We start from the raw sequence: 20,981 nt of genomic DNA on the forward strand, positions 1-20,981 counted from the left end.
AGGTTTTTTACAGTGAAATTCAAACGGATATGCTGGATCGTACTGGATAGCTTAGGCATCGGTGAACTGCCGGATGCAGGTGCATTCGGCGATCTAGGCTCCCATACGCTAGGGCATATCGCAGAAAGTTCGCCCAGCTTCAAGATTCCTAACCTTGAGAAGCTCGGGCTAGGCAATATAACCGAGCTGCATGGCATCCACTCGACGGCAGCCCCGCAGGCTTATTATGGAAAGATGGCGGAGATGTCCGTGGGCAAAGACACAATGACAGGTCATTGGGAGCTGGCGGGACTCAAAGTGACGATACCGTTTAACGTGTATCCTAACGGGTTCCCATCAGAACTGATCACGCGATTCGAAGAGGCGACAGGACGTAAAGTCATCGGCAATAAACCGGCCTCCGGGACAGATATATTAGATGAGCTGGGAGAAGAACAGCTGAGGACAGGGGCATGGATTGTGTACACGTCGGCGGATAGCGTATTGCAGATTGCTGCACATGAAGAGGTGATTCCGCTGGAAGAGCTGTACCGTGCGTGCAGGATCGCACGAGAGCTGACAATGCATGATGAATTCGCTGTTGGGCGAATCATCGCTCGTCCATATATTGGAGGACCTGGAGCTTTTCAACGGACACCAAATCGGCATGATTATGCTGTTAAACCACCGGAGTCTACCGTGCTCAATCACATGAAAGAAGCAGGGCTTGATGTCATTGCAATCGGTAAAATCAACGATATATTCTCAGGTGAAGGCATTACAGAGGCAATAACGACCAAGAGCAATAGGGATGGGATGCAGAAAACGATCGAAGCGCTTGATCGTGATTTCAGTGGAATGATCTTTACTAATTTGGTTGATTTTGATTCTCTGTATGGGCATCGACGTGATCCTAAGGGTTACGCGCAGGCACTGGAGCAATTTGACCAAGAGCTGCCTCAAGTCATGGAACGGATCACGGAGGAGGATTTGCTGATCTTGACCGCCGATCACGGCAACGACCCAACGCATCCAGGAACGGATCATACTCGAGAATATGTGCCGCTGCTTGTATATAGCCCAGCCCTTCAACAGCCGGGATCCTTGGGGGTAAGGGAGACATTCTCTGATCTGGGAGCAACGGTAGCACAAAATTTCGATGTGAAAGGAACCGCACACGGCGTTTCATTCATAGAGCTTTTAAAGTGAGAAGGGGGAGAGACGAATGTCAGATAAAATAGAACTTACGATTTTGTATACTAATGATTTCCATGCGCAAGATAAACCAGTGAAAGCAACGTGGATTGAGGGGGAGCCGATGATGGGTGGGGCTGCCCACATGGCTTCCTATATAAATAAGATTCGACGCTGTGAGCCCAATGTACTCGTTCTGGACGCCGGAGATATCATTACGGGTCCAGCAATTAGCTTCCTGACGAACGGGGAGGCGCCTGTCGATTTGTTTAATGCGATCGGATTCGACGCGTCTTGCATCGGAAACCATGAATTCGATCATGGCGTACCTAATGCCAGAAAGCTGATTGCTCAAGCCCAGTTTCCTTTTTTATCTGGGAGCATTTTCTACAAAGGGACTAATATTTTATTTGCCAAACCATATGAAATATTGGAAAAGGGCGGCCTGAAAATCGGAGTTATCGGTATCCACGGGAAAAAAGCTGGCTATGAAACGATACAAGTCGATCTCGTCCAAGATCTTGATTTCCGCGAGCAGGAGTCACTACTTCAGGAGTACGTCAACCTGATAAGACCGCATGTGGATTTGGTTATCGTGCTTGCTCACGAAGGTGTTCCTGCGGAGCAATCAACCACGGATCGGGAGGTTCATGTGGAGGAAGATTTTGAAGAAGATGTGCGCATGTGCCGCAACGTCAAAGGCATTGACTTAATGATCACAGGACATGCTCATAAATCAATCACAAATCCTTATGTGGTGAAGGAAACGGGAACACTGCTTTGTTCGACTCGCGGACTGGGTACATTCGTCGGCTATTTAAAGCTTCAGGTTGATAAGTCGGAAAAGAAGATTGCCTCCTATGAAGGGCATCTGGAGCCAATTTATTCGGAACAGATCGAGCCGGATCCAGTGGTTGAAGCAAGAGTACAATACTGGGATGATCGTCTGAAGCAACTGATCGATCAAAAAATCGGGTATGCCGAAGAGGCTCTTACCCGTAATTATTTTGGCGAGTCGGTGCTTGGGAATATTATTACTGATGCCGTTCGCTTATACACCGAGGCGGATATAGTCTTCACTAATCCAGGGGGCTTACGCGCAGACGTGGAACAGGGCGATATCACCGTAGGGCATATCATAAATGTCGTACCGTTCAATAACAATGTTCTCATCATGGAGATGACAGGTAATGATTTGAAGGAAGTACTGGAGCAGAGTGCAAAAATGAGCGCCGGGGTTCTTGAGCAATCGGGTGCGACGATGGTTATTGATCCAACCGCCGAATCAGGCAGCTTCATTGTTGAAGCTCTGGTCAATGGTCAGCCGTTGGACGAGAACCGCACATACAAGATCGCTTCTGATGATTTCACCTGCAAGGGTGGAGACGGCTTCACGGCTTTTGCGGCGGCTACCGGAATTAAAGATACTTCCATGATTATGCGTGATCTCGTAATCGAGCATATTCGCAAGCTTGGTCATATAAAGCCGCATTTGGAGAATCGGATCGTTGTCACTAACTCCATTTCAATAACCTGATTTAAGGCTTAATGCAAAGGGTGGGCGAGGGGCTATAAAGAAGGAAGGAACAGCATGAATGAATAAACAAGCCGGTCGGTTGAAGGATACCGGAGGTTCTAGGATCGTAGTTCAAAAAGAGCTGCTTGCAGGCGTCATTTCCTTTTTCACAATTGTATATATTATTGCCGTTAACTCATCCATATTGGAGGATGCAGGCATCCCGCTTGAAGCGGGTATTATTGCGACTGCAATAACTTCTTTTGTCGGCTGCATCATTATGGGCTTGTGGGCTGATACTCCGATCATTCTAGTTCCTGGAATGGGAATTAACGCATTGTTTACGTATACGATCGTTCAGACGATGGGGCTTACATGGCAAGAAGCATTGGGCGCAGTCTTCGTATCAGGGGCTCTGTTTGCGCTGATTGCATTTACACCGCTTGCTCAATCGATTTCGCAGTCTATCCCCGATTCTCTGAAAGAAGCAACGACGGTTGGCATAGGATTGTTCCTGACGTTTATCGGTTTGCAAAAAGGCGGCATTGTAGTTGCTAGCGAAAAAACGTTCGTAGCTCTAGGGAATTTTGCGGACCTAGATACGATTTTGACGTTGGTTACGCTGGTAATTGCGCTGGTGCTGTTTATCCGTAATGTACCGGGCAACTTTCTGATCACTATAGCTGCAGGTACAATGCTAGCTATCTTACTTGGTCAGGTGAGCTTAAGTGAGGCATCTAGCGATCACGTATCGATGCAAGTCTACTTGGACGTATTCGGTGCCTTATCATTCGGCAGCATAGCTTCAGCGTCGTTCTGGGTTGCAGCTTTTACGCTGGCGTTAGTCATTGTGTTTGAAAATATGGGAATGATTCACGGCCATCTGCGTATGGTGGAGGCGCCTCAAAAATTCACCCGTTCCTTGCAGGCAAACGCCTTATCCGTTATTACTGCTGGGGTTTTTGGAACGAGTCCAACGGTCTCGACTGTGGAGAGCGCTGCAGGTATATCTGCTGGTGGAAGAAAAGGACTGACGTCGATTACAACAGGCCTCTTGTTTCTGATCTCGATCTTCTGTATTCCAGTCATCAAATTGATTCCGGACAGTGCCATTTCCCCGATTTTGATTGTTGTGGGAGGTTTAATGATCGCTGGGGTTCAGCGTATCAACTTCGCGCAGTTTTCCGAAGGATTTCCCGCTTTTCTCATTGTGGCTTTAATCCCGCTGACGTATAGTATTGTCGATGGAATGGCATTTGGATTTATGGGCTATGTTATTTTGAAACTAGCCATGGGAAGAGCGAAGGATATTTCATTTCCTCTATATTTGATTGCAGGTCTGTTTCTTGTTAACTTTGTTTTTCATGCTATTAGCTGATATGAAGGAAGAGTCCGGTATGTTGCCTTTGGGAGGGTAACATATCGGTTTTTTTGCTTTAAACTTATACTATTTTTAATTTTTCTGAAATACGATAAAGAGTGGAAATGAAGGTGATTCAGGGATTGTGTGGAAGTAAGAATAGTACAAACCATTTTTTGAGAGGAAAACTATGGAGCCGTTAACGGAAGCTTATGTAGATAGTTTAGCGCTCAACAGCGCTGCGATTAAGAATGGGAAGGATTTAGTGAAAAAAAACAGCTTTCCATTGTTGTGCAAATCAGAGGATGATAGCGTCATTTTTGGAGAATGCAAGGGTAGCGGTAAAGAACCCTATCGATGCTCTGTCGATTGGGCCAAGGAAGGAAATCCTGTATTCCGCTGCACTTGTCCGAGCCGGCAATTTCCATGCAAGCATAATCTGGGCTTGATGTATGCTTTCACTGCCGGCAAACCCTTTGCGACAGCACCAGTTCCGCAAGACCTTGCTGAGAAGAGGGAGAAAGCCGAGAAGCGTGAGGAGAAAAAGAAGGAAACGGCCGGGGCTGAGGCGCCTGCTGCAAAAAGGAAAACGAACAAGGCGGCACTCACCAAAAAAATAGCTGCTCAGTTAGAAGGTATTGCTATTGCGGAGAAGCTCGTACTACAGCTTACACAGCAGGGATTGGGTAGCCTAGACAAAAAAGTATTGCAAACCGCGGATGAGCAGGCAAAGCAGCTCGGCAATTATTACATTCCTGGTATTCAGATTGCGCTTCGTCAGCTAACGGAGCAGCTCCGTTCCGGAAACGAGCGAGAAACTGTTTATACACAGGCCATCGAACAGCTAACGCTGCTGCACTCGCTTATACAAAAAAGCAAGAATTATTTGGAAGGAAGACTTCAAAGTCCCGATGCTCCGGCAGATGCGGAAACGACGCTAGAGGAACGAATAGGCCACGCTTGGCAAATCGCCGAGCTCAGGGAGCAAGGAAACGTTCTAACTGATGTTAATCTGCTGCAGTTGGCTTTCCGCTCTTATACGGATGCTCCTCGCGGCGAATATGTGGACGAGGGCTACTGGGTAAACCTCAGTACTGGTCAGATTCAGATCACTCGGACCTATCGTCCTTTTCGTGCGTCCAAATATATTCGCGAGGAAGACTCGATTTTCCATGTGGTAGCAGTCAAGGAACTGGCACAATATCCGGGTGAGATGAACAAAAGGGTGCGCTGGGAGGAAGCCGTTTATAGGGAGGCAAGCTCACAGGATTATAAGAAGGTGATGGCTTCGGCAGAGCGATCCTTTGCAGAAGTAATAAAACGGGTTAAAAATCAGATCAAAAACCCTCTATCAGATAAAAATCCGGTTGTACTATTGCATTTCAAAGAATTACTCAAAGCAGATACGTCTTATGTCCTGACGGATGACCAAGGCAAGCAGCTTCCTTTGGCAGACATTCCCTATGTGTGTGAACCGACCACCCATTTGCTGCCGCTATTAAATATGGCTTACCTGCAGAATCAGGCCGTATTGGTTGTTTTCGGACATAACATGCAGATGAACAGGCTTGAAGCTCAGCCCCTTAGCATTGTGTCTGCTGACGTTGGGATTATCCGTTTGCTGTATTGATGAACTAATTAGGAGACGAATTATGAGTCTAAATGTATTGTTTGAGCTTCAACATGAAGTTCGGCGTTTATTTATCGCAGGAAGCACTGTAGCAGCTGGAGACATGCGTTTGCAAAAAATGATTCCCCAGCTGCATCAGCTCTCTGAATCGGTTCCGGTGTTTGGCCGTGTAGCACAAGCGGTTACCCAAGTTGTGGAAGCAGACTCGGGAGAATCGGCGTCTAAGCTGCTTGAGCTGGGTACACTGCTCAACTCTATGCTTTACACCCTTGGCAGGACGGAAAGTAAAGAGGAGATCTTTCCTGTCAAAGGAACGGATGCAGGGCTATCGACCTCACTGCCTTACCGAAAGCTATCTCCATTGATTCAAGCATTGACAGTAAAAGGTCAGGGTAGGCTGGATCAGCTGCGGCAGGGCTATGAGGAAGGACTGTTTCAAGACTTTCGATCGATACTACCCTCTTTGGCCGCTCTTGATGACAGCTACTCAGAAATTCCGGACTTTATCCAACGCAAAGTACTCCCTGCGTATGGTAAAGAAGCTTTGCCAGCGCTGCTTCAACAATTCAAGCTGGACGGGGGCAAAGGCGATGGTAGGCGTCTTGAGCAGATTCATGTGTTATTACGTGGCGAAGGATTAGGGATCATCGGGCAAGCAGCTCGAGAGGGTTCAATAGTAGTACGCGCTGCGGCCATTGAACTGCTGGGTGATTACCCTGAGCAGATCGATTATATTTTGGAACAAGCTGACGATAAGAAGAAGGAGATCTGCAGTGCTGCTTTGTTTGCTCTAGCGCGACTGGGCTCTGAGCAGGCCGTTGAGAGGCTATATAAAGCGTTAGTTTCCAAGGATCGAGAGCTGGTGATCGAACCGATCCAGCGGTGCCAAGCCAATTCTTTGACACAAAAAGTCATTGCTCATGCGGAAAGCGCTCTTGAGCGTATCGTACTGGAGACCAGTATAGAGGAGACTGCGCTGCAACTGCTTACAGACATTCACTGTCTGCAAGGAAAGCGAGAGTTGGAAGTCGTACACCTGTTGCAAAGGCTGCTGTCAACTCCAGCGTTCATTAAGCGGGATACGGAAGCAGCTCAGGAGGCAGCGGTCGAGCTGTTGCTTGATATCGACCTGCCTGAAGCCGATGAATTCGCAGTTAGTTTGCAGGATGCGTATGCTGGGAAGTTTATCGATTATAGCTTCAAGGCAGCAGTGAAGATTCTTTCCCCGCAAGAAGTATATGATAGATTTCACAGCCATTTTAAAAACAAAAAACAGTCCACTGCCAAGACGCTTTTGCGTGCTTTTCATGAAGAAACGCTCCCATACCAACATAGGTTGGGGAACGAGCCTATCCGAGCAGAGGCAAAGGAAACGACTGTATGGGATCCGCGATGGGTGCAGCTGTTCGTGGAACTGGACGAGGCGGATTTGGTATGCCGGCTGGTGGAAGCCGCTGATGCGAAGGTTATAGCATATTTAAGAGCGAAATGCGAAGCACAGCCTCATTTCAACAAAGGCCAGACGTCGAATATGCTGCTGGTCCTGTTCGGAATGCAAGAGCCAAGCGCCCCTCAATTGCTTATGGACATATTGGAGAAGGGCGGCGATAAACAGTATTACTATCTGGACCGTGTCCAGCTAACACTGCTATCATTACTGCCAAAGTCATATGCCGAACGACTGCGCCAGTATGCCGAGAAACTGACATATCAGAACTTGAAGGATCAATTGTTAGATATTGCTGAGACTATAGCAGCAAAGACCGATGGAGAAAAAGTGACGGAAATCGAAGAGAAGGGACAGGGATTATGGGGATGGATCAGAAGCAAGATGTCGTAAGATTGCCTTCCGAACGTTTATATGCGGAGGAACTAGAGGCTTTAAAGGAATTGGACCAAGATGTGAGGCCTGCAGGCTGGCAGCTATCGCCGAAGGCGGTGCTAACCTTTCTGACGGGAGGCAGCGTCAAAGGTTTTACTATTACGCCTAAATATATCGGGAATAAGCGTTTAGTCGAGATGGCAATCGCTACTTTGTTAACGGATCGGGCACTGCTGTTGATAGGAGAACCGGGAACGGCAAAATCGTGGTTATCTGAAAATTTGACGGCTGCAATCCATGGCGATTCCGGTAAAGTAATTCAAGGCACCGCAGGCACAAGCGAGGAGCATATCCGTTATTCCTGGAATTACGCTATGCTATTGGCACAAGGGCCATCCGATCAAGCGATTATCAAAAGTCCTATTTTTCGAGCCATGGAAACGGGGGGCATCGCCCGGTTTGAAGAGATTTCACGCTGTGCATCGGAGGTACAGGATGCTTTGATCTCCATATTGTCCGAGAAGACGATCTCTATCCCCGAGCTAGGACGTGAAGTGTCGGCTTCAAGAGGCTTCTCCGTCATCGCTACGGCGAATACACGGGACCGTGGAGTGAATGAAATGTCTGCGGCCCTTAAACGGCGCTTCAATATCATTGTGCTGCCTGCGCCTTCAGACATCGAGACAGAAGTCGAGATTGTCCGTAAACGGGTGGGAGAAATCTCTGCAAGCTACGAGCTGCGTGCATCGCTTCCAGAGGAGGAAGCAGTGCGTAAAGTTGTGACGATATTCCGTGAGCTGCGCAGCGGGATGACGTTGGACGGAAAGGAGAAGGTAAAGGGGCCGAGCGGCGTCATATCAACAGCGGAAGCGATATCTCTGCTCACCGGGAGCATGGCGCTTGCCGGCAGCTTTGGCAGTGGACAGATCAGTGAAGAGGACATCGCAGCAGGGTTGCAGGGAGCCATAGTGAAGGATGAAGAAAAAGATCGGCTTGTATGGAAAGAATATTTGGAAAATGTGATGAAAAAGCGGGGAGCGACATGGCGAAATCTGTACTACGCGTGCTCGGAGATGAACAACTAAACCGTCATCAAGGGTTTCATGTTTTCGGAATAAGGCATCTATCTCCAGCCGGCGCCTTTCACTTACTTACTTTCCTTGACGAGGTTAAGCCAACGGCAGTATTGATAGAGGGGCCGAGTGACGCTACTGCCTTCATTTCTGAATTAACTTCACACGGTGTCGTACCTCCAATTGCAATTCTTGCGTATACCGATCAGCTTCCGGTTCGGACATTGTTATACCCGTATGCGGAGTATTCGCCGGAATATCAGGCCTTTAAGTGGGCTAGCCGCAATGGAGCTTGGGCGACCTTCATCGATTTGCCTAGCGAGCAAGCTCTGGCCTTGCATGAGACTAAACGAACCGGCGGTTTCTCGGAAAGAGTTGTGACGGAGGATGAAGAGGACGTCCATGAAAATCGTCAACCAGAGGATTCTGACAATTTTCAGATCTATCTCCATCGGCAGAGGAAGCTTTATCAGCAATTAACCGAGTTATACGGGGAACCGGATTATGAAGCCTATTGGGAACGTCATTTCGAGCATCGCTTGGAGGAGGGGGCTTACCGATCCGGAATCCACCGATTCTCTGAACAAATGAGGGAGCTGACGGAGGATCAAGAGTGGCAGTATGCACCTCAGGATGCGGCATATAATGAAATCCGTGAGTCCTACATGCGACGCAACATTCAGAAAGCGATTCTGGAGGGGCATGACCCAGAGAGAATTGTAGTTGTGACCGGAGCACATCATACTTCAGCTATGAATTTCCACCTACCGATTATGACAGATAAGGAATTCAAAGCACTGCCAAAGGTGAAGACTAAACTCACATTGATGCCCTATTCATACTATAAACTATCAACACATTCCGGCTATGGTGCAGGAAATCAGGCACCTGCTTATTTTGAATTGTTTTGGCAGTGTCTACAAGCAAGGGATCTAAGTAGGCTGCCGGCGCTTTATTTCTCTCAGGTTGCCGCACATTTACGTATGCACGGTACGTTCCGTTCTACAGCATCGCTGATTGAAGCTGTACGTTTGGCAGAGGCACTTGCAACGCTGCATGACGGTAGTCATCCAACATGGAGGGATCTGCAAGACGCGGCCATCGTGTGCTTAGGCTATGGGGAGCTGTCCACGATCTCGGAGGCTCTCGCAAGGACAAACGTAGGCACGGCAATAGGACGGTTGCCGGAAGGAGTCAGCCAGACACCGGTTCAAGATGATTTAAATAGAGAACTGAAGCGGCTTAAGCTGGAAAAGTACAGAACGCCAGTAGCCGCGACGTTAGAACTCGACTTGCGAGAAAATCGAAGGGTGAAATCAGAGGAAGCAGCGTATTTGGATTTGAATCGTTCCGTGCTGCTCCACCGTTTGGAACTGTTAGGCATCGACTTTTCTAAGAAGCAGCGCGTTCAACAAAATTCGGCCACATGGGCGGAAAATTGGACGCTTCGCTGGTCGCCGGAAGCAGAGATTCAAGCGGTAGAGTCAACATTGAAAGGGGAGTCCGTCGAGCTGGCTGCAGCCTTCGTGCTCAAGGAGAAACTAGACGCGTGCACGGATATCGCTGAAGCTTCACGGATCATTCGCATCGCCTGCGAGTGTGCGCTCATGCCGCTTATGGAGCAGGCTAAAGCAGCGCTACAAGGTCTGGCGGTGGAAGCGGGGAGTTTTGAGCAGATTGCGGCCTCCGCATACGAACTGTCTGTACTCATTGGGTACGGTTCGATTCGTCGCATCGAGACGGCGGCTCTTGTTCCGCTGCTCCGGCAGCTGTTCCTGCGGGGGGCGCTGTTGCTGCCGACCGCTTCAGCTTGCAACGATGATGCGGCTCATGCCATAGCAGGTGCAATTCAACAGCTCCACGGCATTGCTCAAGATCACTTCGAAGATGTTGACGATGCGCTATGGCAGAGTAAACTTCAGGAACTGGCCTCGCGTGACGATCGAAACGCGAAGTTGTCAGGCTTTGCTTTTGCGATCCTGTTAGAGCAAAGCAAGCTTCAAGAGGAACAAGTTGCACAGGAAGTGTCACGAAGGTTATCGCCTGGCATTCCAGTTGATCTAGGGGCAGGCTGGTTTGAGGGGTTATCCATGCGTAACCGCTATGCGCTGCTGTCCCGAGCTGTATTGTGGAAGCAGCTTGATATGTATATTAGGTTGCTGGATCCGCAAGCCTTTAAGCGATCTCTTGTATTCCTTCGCCGGGCATTCGGAGCTTTCGAGCCAAGAGAGAAGGCCGCAGTCGCAGAGATGATGGGTGATCTATGGGGCTTGGATGCCAATGCAGTGGGCTCGACTTTGCAGAAGCCGCTGAGCGAGGAAGAGAAGGAGATGCTCTATGAGCTTAACGATTATGATTTTGGAGATTTGTAGCCAATGATAAACAATGAGAAAATAGATCACGAACAATTGAAACGGTGGCGACTCATCCTTGGCGCAGAATCTGAAGAAAAGCTGCAATCCTTTGGTTCGGGCAGCAGTCTGCTTGATGATGAAACAGCTTTGATGGATGAAGCTCTAGCTGCTATTTATGATGATACTTATGGCAATGATATAGGCCCTGTCGGGGGGAATCCCCGCAAACAGGCAGGGCTAGGGCCGTCAGCTCCGAAGCTGGCAAAATGGCTGGGTGATATCCGTACCTTTTTTCCGCCGGATATTGTATCGGTCATACAAGCAGACGCGATTGAACGTAAAGGGCTGAAACAGCTGCTATTCGAGCCTGAGCTGCTGGCTCAAGTTAAGCCGGACATTCAGATGGTAGCAACCTTGATGGCACTCAAAGGAAAAATACCAGAGAAAACAAAGGAAACGGCAAGGCAATTGGTTAAGGCTGTAGTGGATGAAATTGTGCAGCGGTTGTCTCATGATTTGCAACGTGCGGTAACTGGAGCCCTTAATCGAAGGCGGCATTCGCCGCTGCCTTCCGCTACGGGTTTGGATTGGAACACAACAATCCGCAAAAACCTGCGGCATTATGATCAGGAACGCAATCTGCTCATACCAGAGAAGGTCTATTTCTTCGATCGAGCCCGGCGAAGTAAGGAATGGACCGTCATTCTGGATATTGACCAGAGTGGTTCGATGGCTGGTTCTGTCATATATGCATCGATTATCGGGTCGATCTTTGCCAGCATGCCGGCACTGGATACTCATGTTATTGCTTTCGATACGGAGGTTGTCGATTTAAGCGAGGAGTGTGCAAATGACCCTGTGGATATGCTGTTTGGCATTCAGCTTGGGGGCGGTACAGACATAAACAAGTCCATTGCCTATTGTGAGCCGTTCATCACCGAACCGAAGAAAACCATGTTTATTCTTGTTTCTGATCTTTATGAGGGTGGTAACCGTTCCGAAATGATTCGTAGACTGGTCGACATGCATCAGGCGGGAGTCAAAACGATTTGTCTGCTAGCTTTGTCGGATCAGGGAGTGCCATCTTACGATGATGCTGTTGCGAAGAAATTAGCCCAATATGGCATCCCCTGCTTCGGATGCTCTCCAGAGAAGCTGCCTGAGCTGATTGAAGGCGCGCTTAAAGGCGTTGACCTTACGGCGCTATCTGATCGTGTTAAGCAAGGATAAGCTTGAATAATAAAAGCTGGTAAAGGATAAGCAGAGCACCTCGGGATAACCGAGGTGCTTTCTTACGTTAAAACCAAGGAGTGCATGGTTTGTCCTCTAAGAACATAAAGGTTCAATTACGAAAATTTTTGTGACGATAGGTTAGGAAATAACATTTTATTTACCGGAGGGGACCTGTAAAATATGACGAACTATAGAAAATTGGTTTAACAAAGAATCGCCTAAAACGACACGATCTTGTAATATTTTGTAGTGTAAGTTACACTCGTATTATCTTTGGAAGTATAGGTTTTATGGTAGGTGGGAGGCGAGGACTATGAAGGTAAATAAGCGTATCCCTAAGAGTGGAATGAAAACAAGATTGGGACAAGCATTACTGAGCATTGGGATAACAGCAGCACTCGTCCATCCCTTTACCACAGTAGAAGCAGGTGTGTTGGATCGGGTAAAAGATATGTACCAGCTGCCCGAGCATGTTGAAAGCATTCAAAAAGAATTTGATGCAACCAAACAACAGTTGGAAGAACAAAGAAATAAGCTAGCTGAATCGGTTCAGCAGTCAAGGGAAGCAATAGATCTGCTGAATGCCCAAAATAAGCAGCTTCTGGAGCAGAATGAAGCTCTACAGAGCCGAATTCAAATGATGGAACAAACTTCGCTGGATAAAAAAGCCCAAACCCGGAAAATAACATCGATTGCTTTAACGGTAATTTTCCTTATTATAGGTTATTTTTTGATAGGTCGCTTGATTCGTATCCTGGTTTGGAGACGGCAAAATAGCAATCTGAGACAGTAGTAAGAACTGGACAATGTCAGCTTAGGAGGTCATGCCATTTGGATATTTCCTTTGAGCAAGCTGAGCAAGTAACCCGGTTGGCTGCATTTACGCTTGAGTTGGGAGAAGCTGTGAATGTACTGCATTCCAATCAGATCGTCGCTTTTCAAGGCTCTCCCTCTCTTCGTGAGGATTCATTCATGAAGTTGTCGGGCATGTATCGAAAGAAAAGACTATTACAGTCGAGAATTCGAGGTCCAGTCAGGTTTATGCTGGGATTGCCGGAAGGTTACTCGCTCGGGACTGTTGATATAAAGGAAGATGACGACTTATTATTTGAATTCCGTCATGTACTTTTCTATACAGATGATATGAAATTCCGGCCCCACGTGCAAAAGGTTAGAAATGTGATGATGACACATGATTTTGTTAAAATGAAGTTTAGTGGACCGGGAACACTCGGTCTGTTAACGTCAGGCCCATTGTACCCAGTCAAACTCGATCCCGAGGTGCCTCTATACGTTGATATACAGTGTCTGGTTGCTTACCCGGAGCATGTCAGTTTAACACCGTGTGTATATGGAAATACTTTGGCCAGTCAGAATATGAATTATCATTGGGAGCTTAAAGGATCGGGCACTGTGCTGCTCCAGCCTTGCAAACCGGATAAGTTGTTAGATGAGCAAATGCAAGGCGATAGCTTGATGAGAAGGATGCTTCGAGAGTTGATTCCGTTTGGCGGAGTATTTATTAAATAATAATGGATTATACATTTAAGCCGCGAAAATGATCGGGGCTTTTTTTTGATTTCACTCACATAATAGTTTAGAGTCTAGCCATGGACGTAAGATAGGTAATCCATTGACGGACTGTATAGCACCTGTGTGATCAAGTCCCTCTAGAGTTTGTACGTCCCAGCCAGACTCATTAATCTAGTCAAACTTGAATAGAGAATGAAGCGGGTCAAGGTAATGGGGAAGTAGGCGTTTATTTGGGTATAAAATAACTATACCGGATTCATACAGGTATCAATGAAATCAATCCATCCTGTAAGGAGGCGCTTAAGACGATGAAAATCATGGATCTGGCCCAAAATTTGGTATGCCGATTTCAGGACGACGATGTACCTGCATTGTCGGCCCAGTTAACGTATTACCTTTTATTATCTTTTTTTCCTTTCCTGATCTTCGCGGGGACGATGCTAAGCTTTACCAGCTTTTCTGCAGATGATGCGCTGGAACGACTGAGTTTAATTTTGCCGGATATGTCGAATAAAACCATTTCCGATGTCTTCCACGAGATTGAGCAGACACGAAGCGGTTCACTACTGTCCATCGGCTTAATTGCGACACTTTGGTCAGCCTCCAATGGAGTCAATGCTGTCATTAAGGGGATTAATAAGGCTTACGATCAAGAGGAAGATCGCCCTTTCTGGAAAGTGCGTCTACTATCCTTAGCGACAACTATCGTACTGGCTGTAGCGATCATGTTGAGCTTTGTGATGCTTGTATTCGGCCGTAAAATTGGTGAACGGCTGTACGAGACCGCGAGGCTGCCTGGAGACTTTACAGAGATTTGGACTTGGGGACAATATGCCGTTCCGCTTCTTGTCATTTGGACAATGTTTTGCCTAATCTATTCCTTTCTCCCCAATGTGCGTTTGAAGTTTCGTGAGGTGATTCCAGGGGCATTGTTCGCGACCTTTAGCTGGATCGTAGCTTCGCTTTTGTTTTCGTTTTATGTAAACCATTACGATAGCTACACAAAAACGTACGGGAGCATTGGTGGAATTATCGTTTTACTCATCTGGCTGTACTTATCTAGCATGATCATTCTACTCGGTGGAGAGTTGAATGCGGCCCTACAATTTATCCGCAGCGGGAAAATGAAGCAGCCGTGCAAGATGTTCGGATTACCGCTATCTTTTTTCAAAAGAAATAAGAAGACCGCCAGTGATTGATAAAGCTACACGAAATATACTTAACAAGAACAATACCTCCAATCACACTATAAAGTGGCTTTGGAGGTTATTCTCTATTAACAGGGAGAGATAAAACCTATGCGAACTGATGCATTGCATATAAGAAAAGACGCTGGTACCATGGTTATTGTTATCCGCTCTGGAAATACTAATTTCCATAAATAGCAAATGAAACATTAGGCAGGGGGGATTGATTTGGATAACACAGCAGCCGTACGCAGCTCCAAGCGCGGATCATTGTTAATTAGTATGGGAATCAGCTGGCTGTTCGATGCGATGGATGTAGGAATTATTTCCTTTATCGTAGCGACACTAACGGTTCAATGGCATTTAACACCTGAGCAGGTAGGGGTATTTACAAGTATTAACTCGATCGGCATGGTCTTTGGGGCAGCCATTGCAGGGTACTTGGCAGATCGTTTTGGGCGCAAATCCGTCTTGCTATGGACATTGCTCATTTTTTCTATAGCCAGCGGTTTGTCTGCACTAGCTACAAGCTTTATAGTGTTGTGCATTTTGCGGTTTATTGCTGGTGTAGGTTTGGGAGGAGAGCTTCCCGTAGCTTCGACACTCGTATCAGAGACGGTTCCCGCTGAAGAGAGAGGAAGGACTGTCGTACTGCTCGAAAGCTTCTGGGCGGGGGGCTGGCTCGCTGCGGCACTCATTTCTTATTTTGTCATTCCAAGGTACGGCTGGCAGGCCGGTTTTTTAATTGGTGCAGTTCCTGCTTTGTATGCTCTTTATTTAAGGCGTTCCATCGAAGATCCTCAGAGGTTTGTACAATCTCAAGCCGAAAAGAGGCCGACTTTGCGAGAGCAATGGTTATCGGTATGGCAAGTAGAATATCGTCGGTCTACTGTGATGTTATGGATTCTTTGGTTCACTGTAGTTTTCTCGTACTATGGCATGTTCTTATGGCTGCCGACTGTAATGGTAATGAAGGGCTTTGGTCTGGTAAAAGGATTCCAGTATGTGCTCATTATGACCTTGGCTCAACTTCCTGGGTACTTTACCGCTGCATATGCAATCGAGAAATTTGGACGCAAATTCGTTCTTGTACTGTATTTGATCTTCACTGCATTAAGTGCGATTTGGTTCGGTTCAGCCCAGACCGATACAATGTTGATTGCCGCTGGCATCTGCCTGTCCTTCTTTAATCTTGGAGCATGGGGTGGACTATATGCCTATACACCGGAGCTGTATCCGACCAGAGTCCGCTCGACGGGAGTCGGCATGGCCACCTCCTTCGGCCGTGTCGGGGGCGTTATTGCTCCATTACTCGTTGGAATACTGGTAGCTCGGGGCGTGGAGCTTCAGATCATTTTCTACATATTTTTCGTTGCCATTCTCATAGGAGCGTTAGCAGTATTTTTCTTGGGAACGGAAACAAAGGGCAGAGAGCTGGAGAACTGATGAGTTTGCTTATGTGGCAGATGCAGCTCTGATTATATGCTAAGCTAAAGACGAACGAGACCTTTGAGGTGTCGTCCGTCTTTTTTCTTATCGAATTTCATTTTTTTAAAGACATATCAAAATTAACATCTTCGATAAATTCGATAACTTCTCCGTTCGGACTGTAAACTAGTGCATTTTTCACAGCAAGAGGAGGTTCGCCAAGTGAAAGCTGACTTGGTTCAATATAAGTCTTTGCTTTGTGGTGAAGTGCTTTGTTATACATTTCCTTTACATCATCCACGTAAAATGCAAAATGTAATAACGCACCGTGTGAAATCTCCTCTTCTGAAGAGGCTTTTTTTCCTTGAGCAGGGATGATGGCTTCATTATCAAATACCTCAATACAAGTTCTTTGGTCAGGAGAAACTAACATGGCTGCTTCTTGGATCTGAAAGGCTGGAAGACTCCAATGGTGACCTACTTTAAATCCTAATACTTGAGTATAGAAATCGATGGTAGCCTTATAATCTTTGGCTTGGATTGCAACATGCGCTAGTCCTTTTACACTCATTTCATCTCTCTCCTAATAAAAAGTTTCTTTAATTATAGTAAGATTATTCAGGAGAATACATACAAAATATAAGGAGTTAATGATAAAATACTAATTAAATTTGAGTTATTTGTGTCGTTTTGATTTACTTTTATAAAATAACAGGAGGCGCCAAAATATGAACGATCTAATCGATCAGATTGATATAAAGATTATGAAGCTACTCCAGCATAATTCACGAATGCCTGTTTCTCAAATCAGCAAACAAATTTCCATGTCTCAACCTTCAGTTAAAGAAAGGATTTTAAAGCTGGAAGATAAAAAAGTCATTTCTGAATACAGAACCGTATTTAATTTACAGGAACTTAACAAAGGCACCACCTCTTTTATTTTATTCAAGACGGAACAATGTCAAGCTCTAGTCGAATTTTGCAAAGAAGCAAGGGAAGTAACCGATTTATTTCGTATAAGTGGAGAATTTAATTATCTCATCAAAGTGCAAACGGCATCGGTAGAGGAGTTAGCGGATTTTCAGGATTTGCTTGCCCAATTTGGACCTTCAAAGTCGCATATATGTTTGAGAAATATATTGGAGAATAGGGTATTACTCTGAATTCTAAGTACATTAAACACAACCTAATATCAAAAAAACGGAATCCAGAAATTAAACCGGATACCGTTTTTGCTGTGCGATTGCAGGAATTCAATCTTTTAAACGCGAAGGTCAGGCATTTAACCGCTTATGATTTTGATGTGCAATAGTAACCATCGCTACATAGAAAGGTTGCAGATTGAATTTCTTACCGAACTCAAACTTGTAGGAAGCTACATGTACATTTGTTGCTTTATAAATAGGGGATGTTATGTAGTGAATAGTTAATTCACTATCATCAAAGCCAGTCCCTGCGGTTTCCATGGTGACTTCATAAATAGAATCCAAGTGAATGGAAGCAACTCTAGTCTTTTTGCCAGTGACACCTTGATGGTCAATAAAGATCAATCTTTCATCAGTCACAATGAAGGTATCTCTTACAAGTTTAAATCCCATTTGAATTTTCTCATTAGGAATAAGATAAGCACCGTATTGATTCGTCAGTTCTTGAACAAGTTGCCAAACAAGCCACCCAAAATGTTAGCCAATTTAAACGCCTCCTGTTTTTGAAGAAACATTATGTAATAATTCTAATTGTTTACAATTCGATAAAATCTTTGAGAATCCTTCAATAACAGACTAATTTTCGCGAAGAATAGGTTTTCATGTCGATTATAAGGGTAGAGTAGAATGTGACGAATTTTGTTCTATTTGAAACTGTTTTATTTGTGTGAGACAATGATAAATGGTCATAGATTCAGGCATCGGGAATGGAAAAAACCATGAGAGAGGATGGATGCTGCTTTGAGAACTATTAAGCTTGGAAGCAGTACTTTAGAAGTTCCGGTTGTTGCGATAGGCTGCATGCGAATTAAATCGCTGGATAAGACTGAGGCAGAACGTTTTGTCCAGACAGCGCTGGAAGAAGGTGCGAATTTCTTCGATCATGCTGATATTTATGGCGGCGGCACTTGCGAAGAAATATTTGCGGATGCTATACATATGAGTGATGATGTTCGTGAGAAGATCATCCTGCAATCCAAGTGTGGCATTCGGAAAGGCATGTTTGATTTCTCGAAAGAACATATTTTGGAATCAGTGGACGGTATTTTGAAGCGTCTGAAAACCGATTATTTGGACGTTTTGCTCCTGCATCGTCCAGATACATTAGTAGAACCGGAAGAGGTAGCCGAGGCTTTCGACCTTCTTGAGAGCTCGGGAAAGGTGCGGCATTTCGGTATTTCCAATCAGAATCCGATGCAGATTGAGTTACTGAAGAAGTCGGTCAAACAACCGCTAGTGGCCAACCAACTACAATTAAGCATCACCAACGCTACTATGATCTCGAACGGCATTAATGTGAATATGGGGAATGACTCCGCAGTTAACCGAGATGGCAGTGTGCTTGATTACTGCAGACTAAACGATATCACTATTCAGCCTTGGTCGCCTTTCCAATATGGATTTTTTGAAGGTGTATTCCTTGGAAGTGACAAGTTTCCGGAGCTTAACCAGAAAATCGATGAAATCGCGGCAAAATATGAAGTGAGTAATACGACCATCGCCATCGCATGGATTCTACGCCATCCTGCACGCATGCAACCGGTGACCGGTACTATGAATACGATTCGCTTAAAAGAATGCTGTAAAGCAAGCGATGTCTTTTTGACTCGTCAAGAATGGTATGAGATTTACCGTGCAGCAGGCAACGTTCTTCCTTAAATTATAATAATACGGACCCACACAAAATATAACAAAGCAACCTCGGATATTCTTTAACTGGGCGTTGCTTTGTTTTTTACAAGAAGATAACGGTTTAAAATCTTAGAAGGAGTGTTATATAAAATGTCTAGATCAGTTGAATTTTCTCAAACTTCTTTAATTTTGCACTTAGATGGTTTGACCAGTGTAGCCGCACTTAAACGACAAGTGGAGATCCCGTACTCGAGCATAAAGGGAGTATCCATAGAAGACTTCAAAGTTTCCTTACTTCGCTTCAGGGTGGGTACATCAATAGCCGACATAAGAGAAGGTCGATTTATGCTTACCGACCGATGGTCCTTTATTTCATATGAGAACCATAAGGATGTAGTAGTTCTGCAGTTGAATAATCATGAATTTGAAAACGTAGTTTTTCAAATTAGTAATCCGGAGGAAATACAGGGAAAAATATTGCAACACATTACTAAATTAGGTGATTCATAGGATTTGAAACAATGGATTGGCTAAATGGATGTCAGATTATCATTAAAGAAAATTGACATGTGCAAAAATCTGTTATTAATAAAACATTACCTTTATCTTCCATGTGAATTCTGTCATCCTTAAGTTGAGAAGTTTTAGTGGTTGAGATAGGGGGAAAGTGCATGTCGGTTACTTTAAGGGTGCTTCGTTTGCCAGACGATTACGAAGGAATTGCTAAATTGGTGAATACTTACTGGTCGGAGCCAACAAGTGCTGCGAGGCTAGAGGAAGACGACGCCAAGCTATATACAGTCGGTCGAACATTCTTGGACGAGAATGGTCTTCTAGGTGGTTATGATCGACTAAGGCAGGTTGCCGTCACAGTGCAAGATGAAATCGTAGGCTACTTGTGGATATGGCGAGCCCCGTGGACCGAGCCTGGGACTCTGAATCATACTATGGTGGTTGATCCGGCGTTCCGCAAACAGGGAGTCGGAATGCACTTGTACCAGTATGCGTTGGATTGGGCTAATTCGATGGGTACGAGTAAGATAGTAACCGAAGTATGGGACGATGATGAGGCGGCACTGCATTTTGCCCGTCATCAAGGGTTTGTTATCGATCGTCATTCGTTCCAATCCGTGCTTTCGTTGGAGGGCCTTGATGCTGCAACCGTCTATGGCGCGGATGTTTCGAAGCATTTGGAAAGAGCTGGGATAAGGTTCACAACACTTGCCGAGGAAGGCTTGGCAGAAGGAGAGCTCAAGCTGTACGAGCTTTACAAGGAAACTCTGGTAGATATTCCTGGCTACACTGGCGAGGTTCCTGTGATTTCCGAGTGGCGCAAATGGTATCTAATGGCGAGTGGTTATGCACCCGAGCAGGTGCTGATTGCAGCTGACGGTGATCGATTCGTCGGTGTGAGCAACGTACTCCATAATGTGCAGACCAATGGGATGTACCATGAATATACAGGTGTTAGCCGCGACTATCGCCGACGCAGCATCGGCTTAGCGCTTAAAGTCAAAGCAATCGAGTTGGCGGTCAAACGAAATGCAGAATACATTCGGACGGATAACGACTCCACGAATGTGCCAATTCTCACCATTAATCGTCGGCTTGGCTATCAGCCACTCCGCGGATCTTATCGAGTGCTTGTTTCTTTGCGTGAATCGTGCTCAACCTAATCGAGAGGAAGGACCACTTCACAGTTGAAGTGGTCTTTTTTTATAGCGAGCTATTCTACTTACGTGGCATTCGAACAAGTCTCATTTTGCTCCAAGAGAAGCAAATTTTGACGACAGTTTAAGATTAGCCTATTCTATTTAGGAAGGCAGTGTATATTG

The 20,981-nt window shown here is 45.8% G+C and carries 17 protein-coding genes; 15 read left to right on the forward strand and 2 right to left on the reverse strand.

Annotation, left to right across the window (positions count from 1 at the left end):
* Positions 1–12: 12 nt before the first annotated feature.
* From deoB to BP97_RS0117300, 12 genes are all read left to right on the forward strand, one after another.
* Positions 13–1,188: a phosphopentomutase gene (gene deoB / locus BP97_RS0117245; protein ID WP_028550208.1), complete on the forward strand. Its 1,176-nt coding sequence runs from the start codon at positions 13–15 to the stop codon at positions 1,186–1,188.
* Between the two features lie 16 nt (positions 1,189–1,204).
* Entirely contained in the window at positions 1,205–2,710 is a 1,506-nt protein-coding gene (locus BP97_RS36680; RefSeq protein ID WP_051620685.1) for a bifunctional metallophosphatase/5'-nucleotidase, read from the forward strand.
* Positions 2,711–2,768: 58 nt separating this feature from the next.
* Positions 2,769–4,067: an NCS2 family permease gene (locus BP97_RS0117255; RefSeq protein WP_051620686.1), complete on the forward strand. Its 1,299-nt coding sequence runs from the start codon at positions 2,769–2,771 to the stop codon at positions 4,065–4,067.
* 172 nt (positions 4,068–4,239) lie between these two features.
* Positions 4,240–5,679 (forward strand): hypothetical protein, encoded by a 1,440-nt coding sequence (locus BP97_RS0117260; RefSeq protein ID WP_028550210.1) that lies wholly within the window; start codon positions 4,240–4,242, stop codon positions 5,677–5,679.
* 22 nt (positions 5,680–5,701) lie between these two features.
* The gene (locus BP97_RS38925; protein ID WP_051620687.1) at positions 5,702–7,519 is read left to right on the forward strand and encodes a HEAT repeat domain-containing protein; all 1,818 of its coding nucleotides are present in this window, start codon (positions 5,702–5,704) and stop codon (positions 7,517–7,519) included.
* Complete coding sequence (locus BP97_RS0117270) at positions 7,495–8,586, forward strand: ATP-binding protein (protein ID WP_028550211.1); 1,092 nt, start codon at positions 7,495–7,497, stop codon at positions 8,584–8,586. Before BP97_RS38925 ends, BP97_RS0117270 begins: the two co-directional genes overlap by 25 nt.
* Entirely contained in the window at positions 8,544–10,946 is a 2,403-nt protein-coding gene (locus BP97_RS0117275; RefSeq protein ID WP_051620688.1) for a DUF5682 family protein, read from the forward strand. The genes BP97_RS0117270 and BP97_RS0117275 overlap by 43 nt, the downstream gene beginning before the upstream one ends.
* Positions 10,947–10,949: 3 nt before the next feature.
* Positions 10,950–12,158 carry a VWA domain-containing protein gene (locus tag BP97_RS0117280; RefSeq protein ID WP_036746100.1) on the forward strand — a complete coding sequence of 403 codons (1,209 nt, stop codon included), beginning with the start codon at positions 10,950–10,952 and terminating at the stop codon, positions 12,156–12,158.
* A gap of 316 nt (positions 12,159–12,474) precedes the next feature.
* Positions 12,475–12,954, forward strand: coding sequence for a hypothetical protein (locus BP97_RS0117285; RefSeq protein WP_028550214.1), 480 nt, complete (start codon positions 12,475–12,477; stop codon positions 12,952–12,954).
* Positions 12,955–12,992: 38 nt separating this feature from the next.
* Entirely contained in the window at positions 12,993–13,691 is a 699-nt protein-coding gene (locus BP97_RS0117290; RefSeq protein WP_028550215.1) for an AIM24 family protein, read from the forward strand.
* A gap of 311 nt (positions 13,692–14,002) precedes the next feature.
* A complete protein-coding gene (locus BP97_RS36690) occupies positions 14,003–14,893 on the forward strand; it encodes a YihY/virulence factor BrkB family protein (protein WP_036746101.1) in 891 nt (296 codons plus the stop codon).
* 270 nt (positions 14,894–15,163) lie between these two features.
* Positions 15,164–16,327 (forward strand): MFS transporter, encoded by a 1,164-nt coding sequence (locus BP97_RS0117300; RefSeq protein ID WP_051620711.1) that lies wholly within the window; start codon positions 15,164–15,166, stop codon positions 16,325–16,327.
* Positions 16,328–16,424: 97 nt separating this feature from the next.
* On the opposite strand, the gene BP97_RS0117305 is transcribed toward BP97_RS0117300, so the two are convergent.
* Positions 16,425–16,880, reverse strand: coding sequence for a VOC family protein (locus BP97_RS0117305; protein ID WP_028550217.1), 456 nt, complete (start codon positions 16,878–16,880; stop codon positions 16,425–16,427).
* Positions 16,881–17,037: 157 nt separating this feature from the next.
* On the opposite strand from BP97_RS0117305, the gene BP97_RS0117310 reads away from it, so the two are divergent.
* Positions 17,038–17,472, forward strand: coding sequence for an Lrp/AsnC family transcriptional regulator (locus BP97_RS0117310; protein ID WP_028550218.1), 435 nt, complete (start codon positions 17,038–17,040; stop codon positions 17,470–17,472).
* Positions 17,473–17,583: 111 nt separating this feature from the next.
* Here the strand turns inward: BP97_RS0117310 and BP97_RS36695 are convergent, their stop codons facing one another.
* The gene (locus tag BP97_RS36695) at positions 17,584–17,907 is read right to left on the reverse strand and encodes a PH domain-containing protein (RefSeq protein WP_231506327.1); all 324 of its coding nucleotides are present in this window, start codon (positions 17,905–17,907) and stop codon (positions 17,584–17,586) included.
* Positions 17,908–18,255: 348 nt separating this feature from the next.
* Here BP97_RS36695 and BP97_RS0117320 point away from each other — a divergent pair, with 348 nt between their 5' ends.
* Both BP97_RS0117320 and BP97_RS0117330 read left to right on the forward strand, forming a co-directional pair.
* The gene (locus tag BP97_RS0117320) at positions 18,256–19,173 is read left to right on the forward strand and encodes an aldo/keto reductase (RefSeq protein ID WP_028550219.1); all 918 of its coding nucleotides are present in this window, start codon (positions 18,256–18,258) and stop codon (positions 19,171–19,173) included.
* Positions 19,174–19,817: 644 nt separating this feature from the next.
* Positions 19,818–20,822: a GNAT family N-acetyltransferase gene (locus BP97_RS0117330; RefSeq protein ID WP_028550221.1), complete on the forward strand. Its 1,005-nt coding sequence runs from the start codon at positions 19,818–19,820 to the stop codon at positions 20,820–20,822.
* Positions 20,823–20,981 lie beyond the last annotated feature (159 nt).

Origin of the sequence: Paenibacillus sp. UNC451MF (assembly GCF_000686845.1) — a bacterium.
In the GTDB taxonomy this organism is placed as follows: Bacteria; Bacillota; Bacilli; order Paenibacillales; family NBRC-103111; genus Paenibacillus_S.

Coding starts and splice junctions, on each gene's coding strand:
- BP97_RS0117260 (WP_028550210.1), top strand. CDS start 4,240: ATGGAGCCGTTAACGGAAGCTTATGTAGATAGTTTAGCGCTCAACAGC.
- BP97_RS0117270 (WP_028550211.1), top strand. CDS start 7,495: ATGGATCAGAAGCAAGATGTCGTAAGATTGCCTTCCGAACGTTTATAT.
- BP97_RS0117275 (WP_051620688.1), top strand. CDS start 8,544: ATGGCGAAATCTGTACTACGCGTGCTCGGAGATGAACAACTAAACCGT.
- BP97_RS0117300 (WP_051620711.1), top strand. CDS start 15,164: ATGGGAATCAGCTGGCTGTTCGATGCGATGGATGTAGGAATTATTTCC.
- BP97_RS0117310 (WP_028550218.1), top strand. CDS start 17,038: ATGAACGATCTAATCGATCAGATTGATATAAAGATTATGAAGCTACTC.
- BP97_RS36695 (WP_231506327.1), bottom strand. CDS start 17,907: ATGGGATTTAAACTTGTAAGAGATACCTTCATTGTGACTGATGAAAGA.
- BP97_RS0117285 (WP_028550214.1), top strand. CDS start 12,475: ATGAAGGTAAATAAGCGTATCCCTAAGAGTGGAATGAAAACAAGATTG.
- BP97_RS36680 (WP_051620685.1), top strand. CDS start 1,205: ATGTCAGATAAAATAGAACTTACGATTTTGTATACTAATGATTTCCAT.
- BP97_RS36690 (WP_036746101.1), top strand. CDS start 14,003: ATGAAAATCATGGATCTGGCCCAAAATTTGGTATGCCGATTTCAGGAC.
- BP97_RS0117255 (WP_051620686.1), top strand. CDS start 2,769: ATGAATAAACAAGCCGGTCGGTTGAAGGATACCGGAGGTTCTAGGATC.
- BP97_RS0117280 (WP_036746100.1), top strand. CDS start 10,950: ATGATAAACAATGAGAAAATAGATCACGAACAATTGAAACGGTGGCGA.
- BP97_RS0117330 (WP_028550221.1), top strand. CDS start 19,818: ATGTCGGTTACTTTAAGGGTGCTTCGTTTGCCAGACGATTACGAAGGA.
- BP97_RS0117305 (WP_028550217.1), bottom strand. CDS start 16,880: ATGAGTGTAAAAGGACTAGCGCATGTTGCAATCCAAGCCAAAGATTAT.
- BP97_RS38925 (WP_051620687.1), top strand. CDS start 5,702: ATGAGTCTAAATGTATTGTTTGAGCTTCAACATGAAGTTCGGCGTTTA.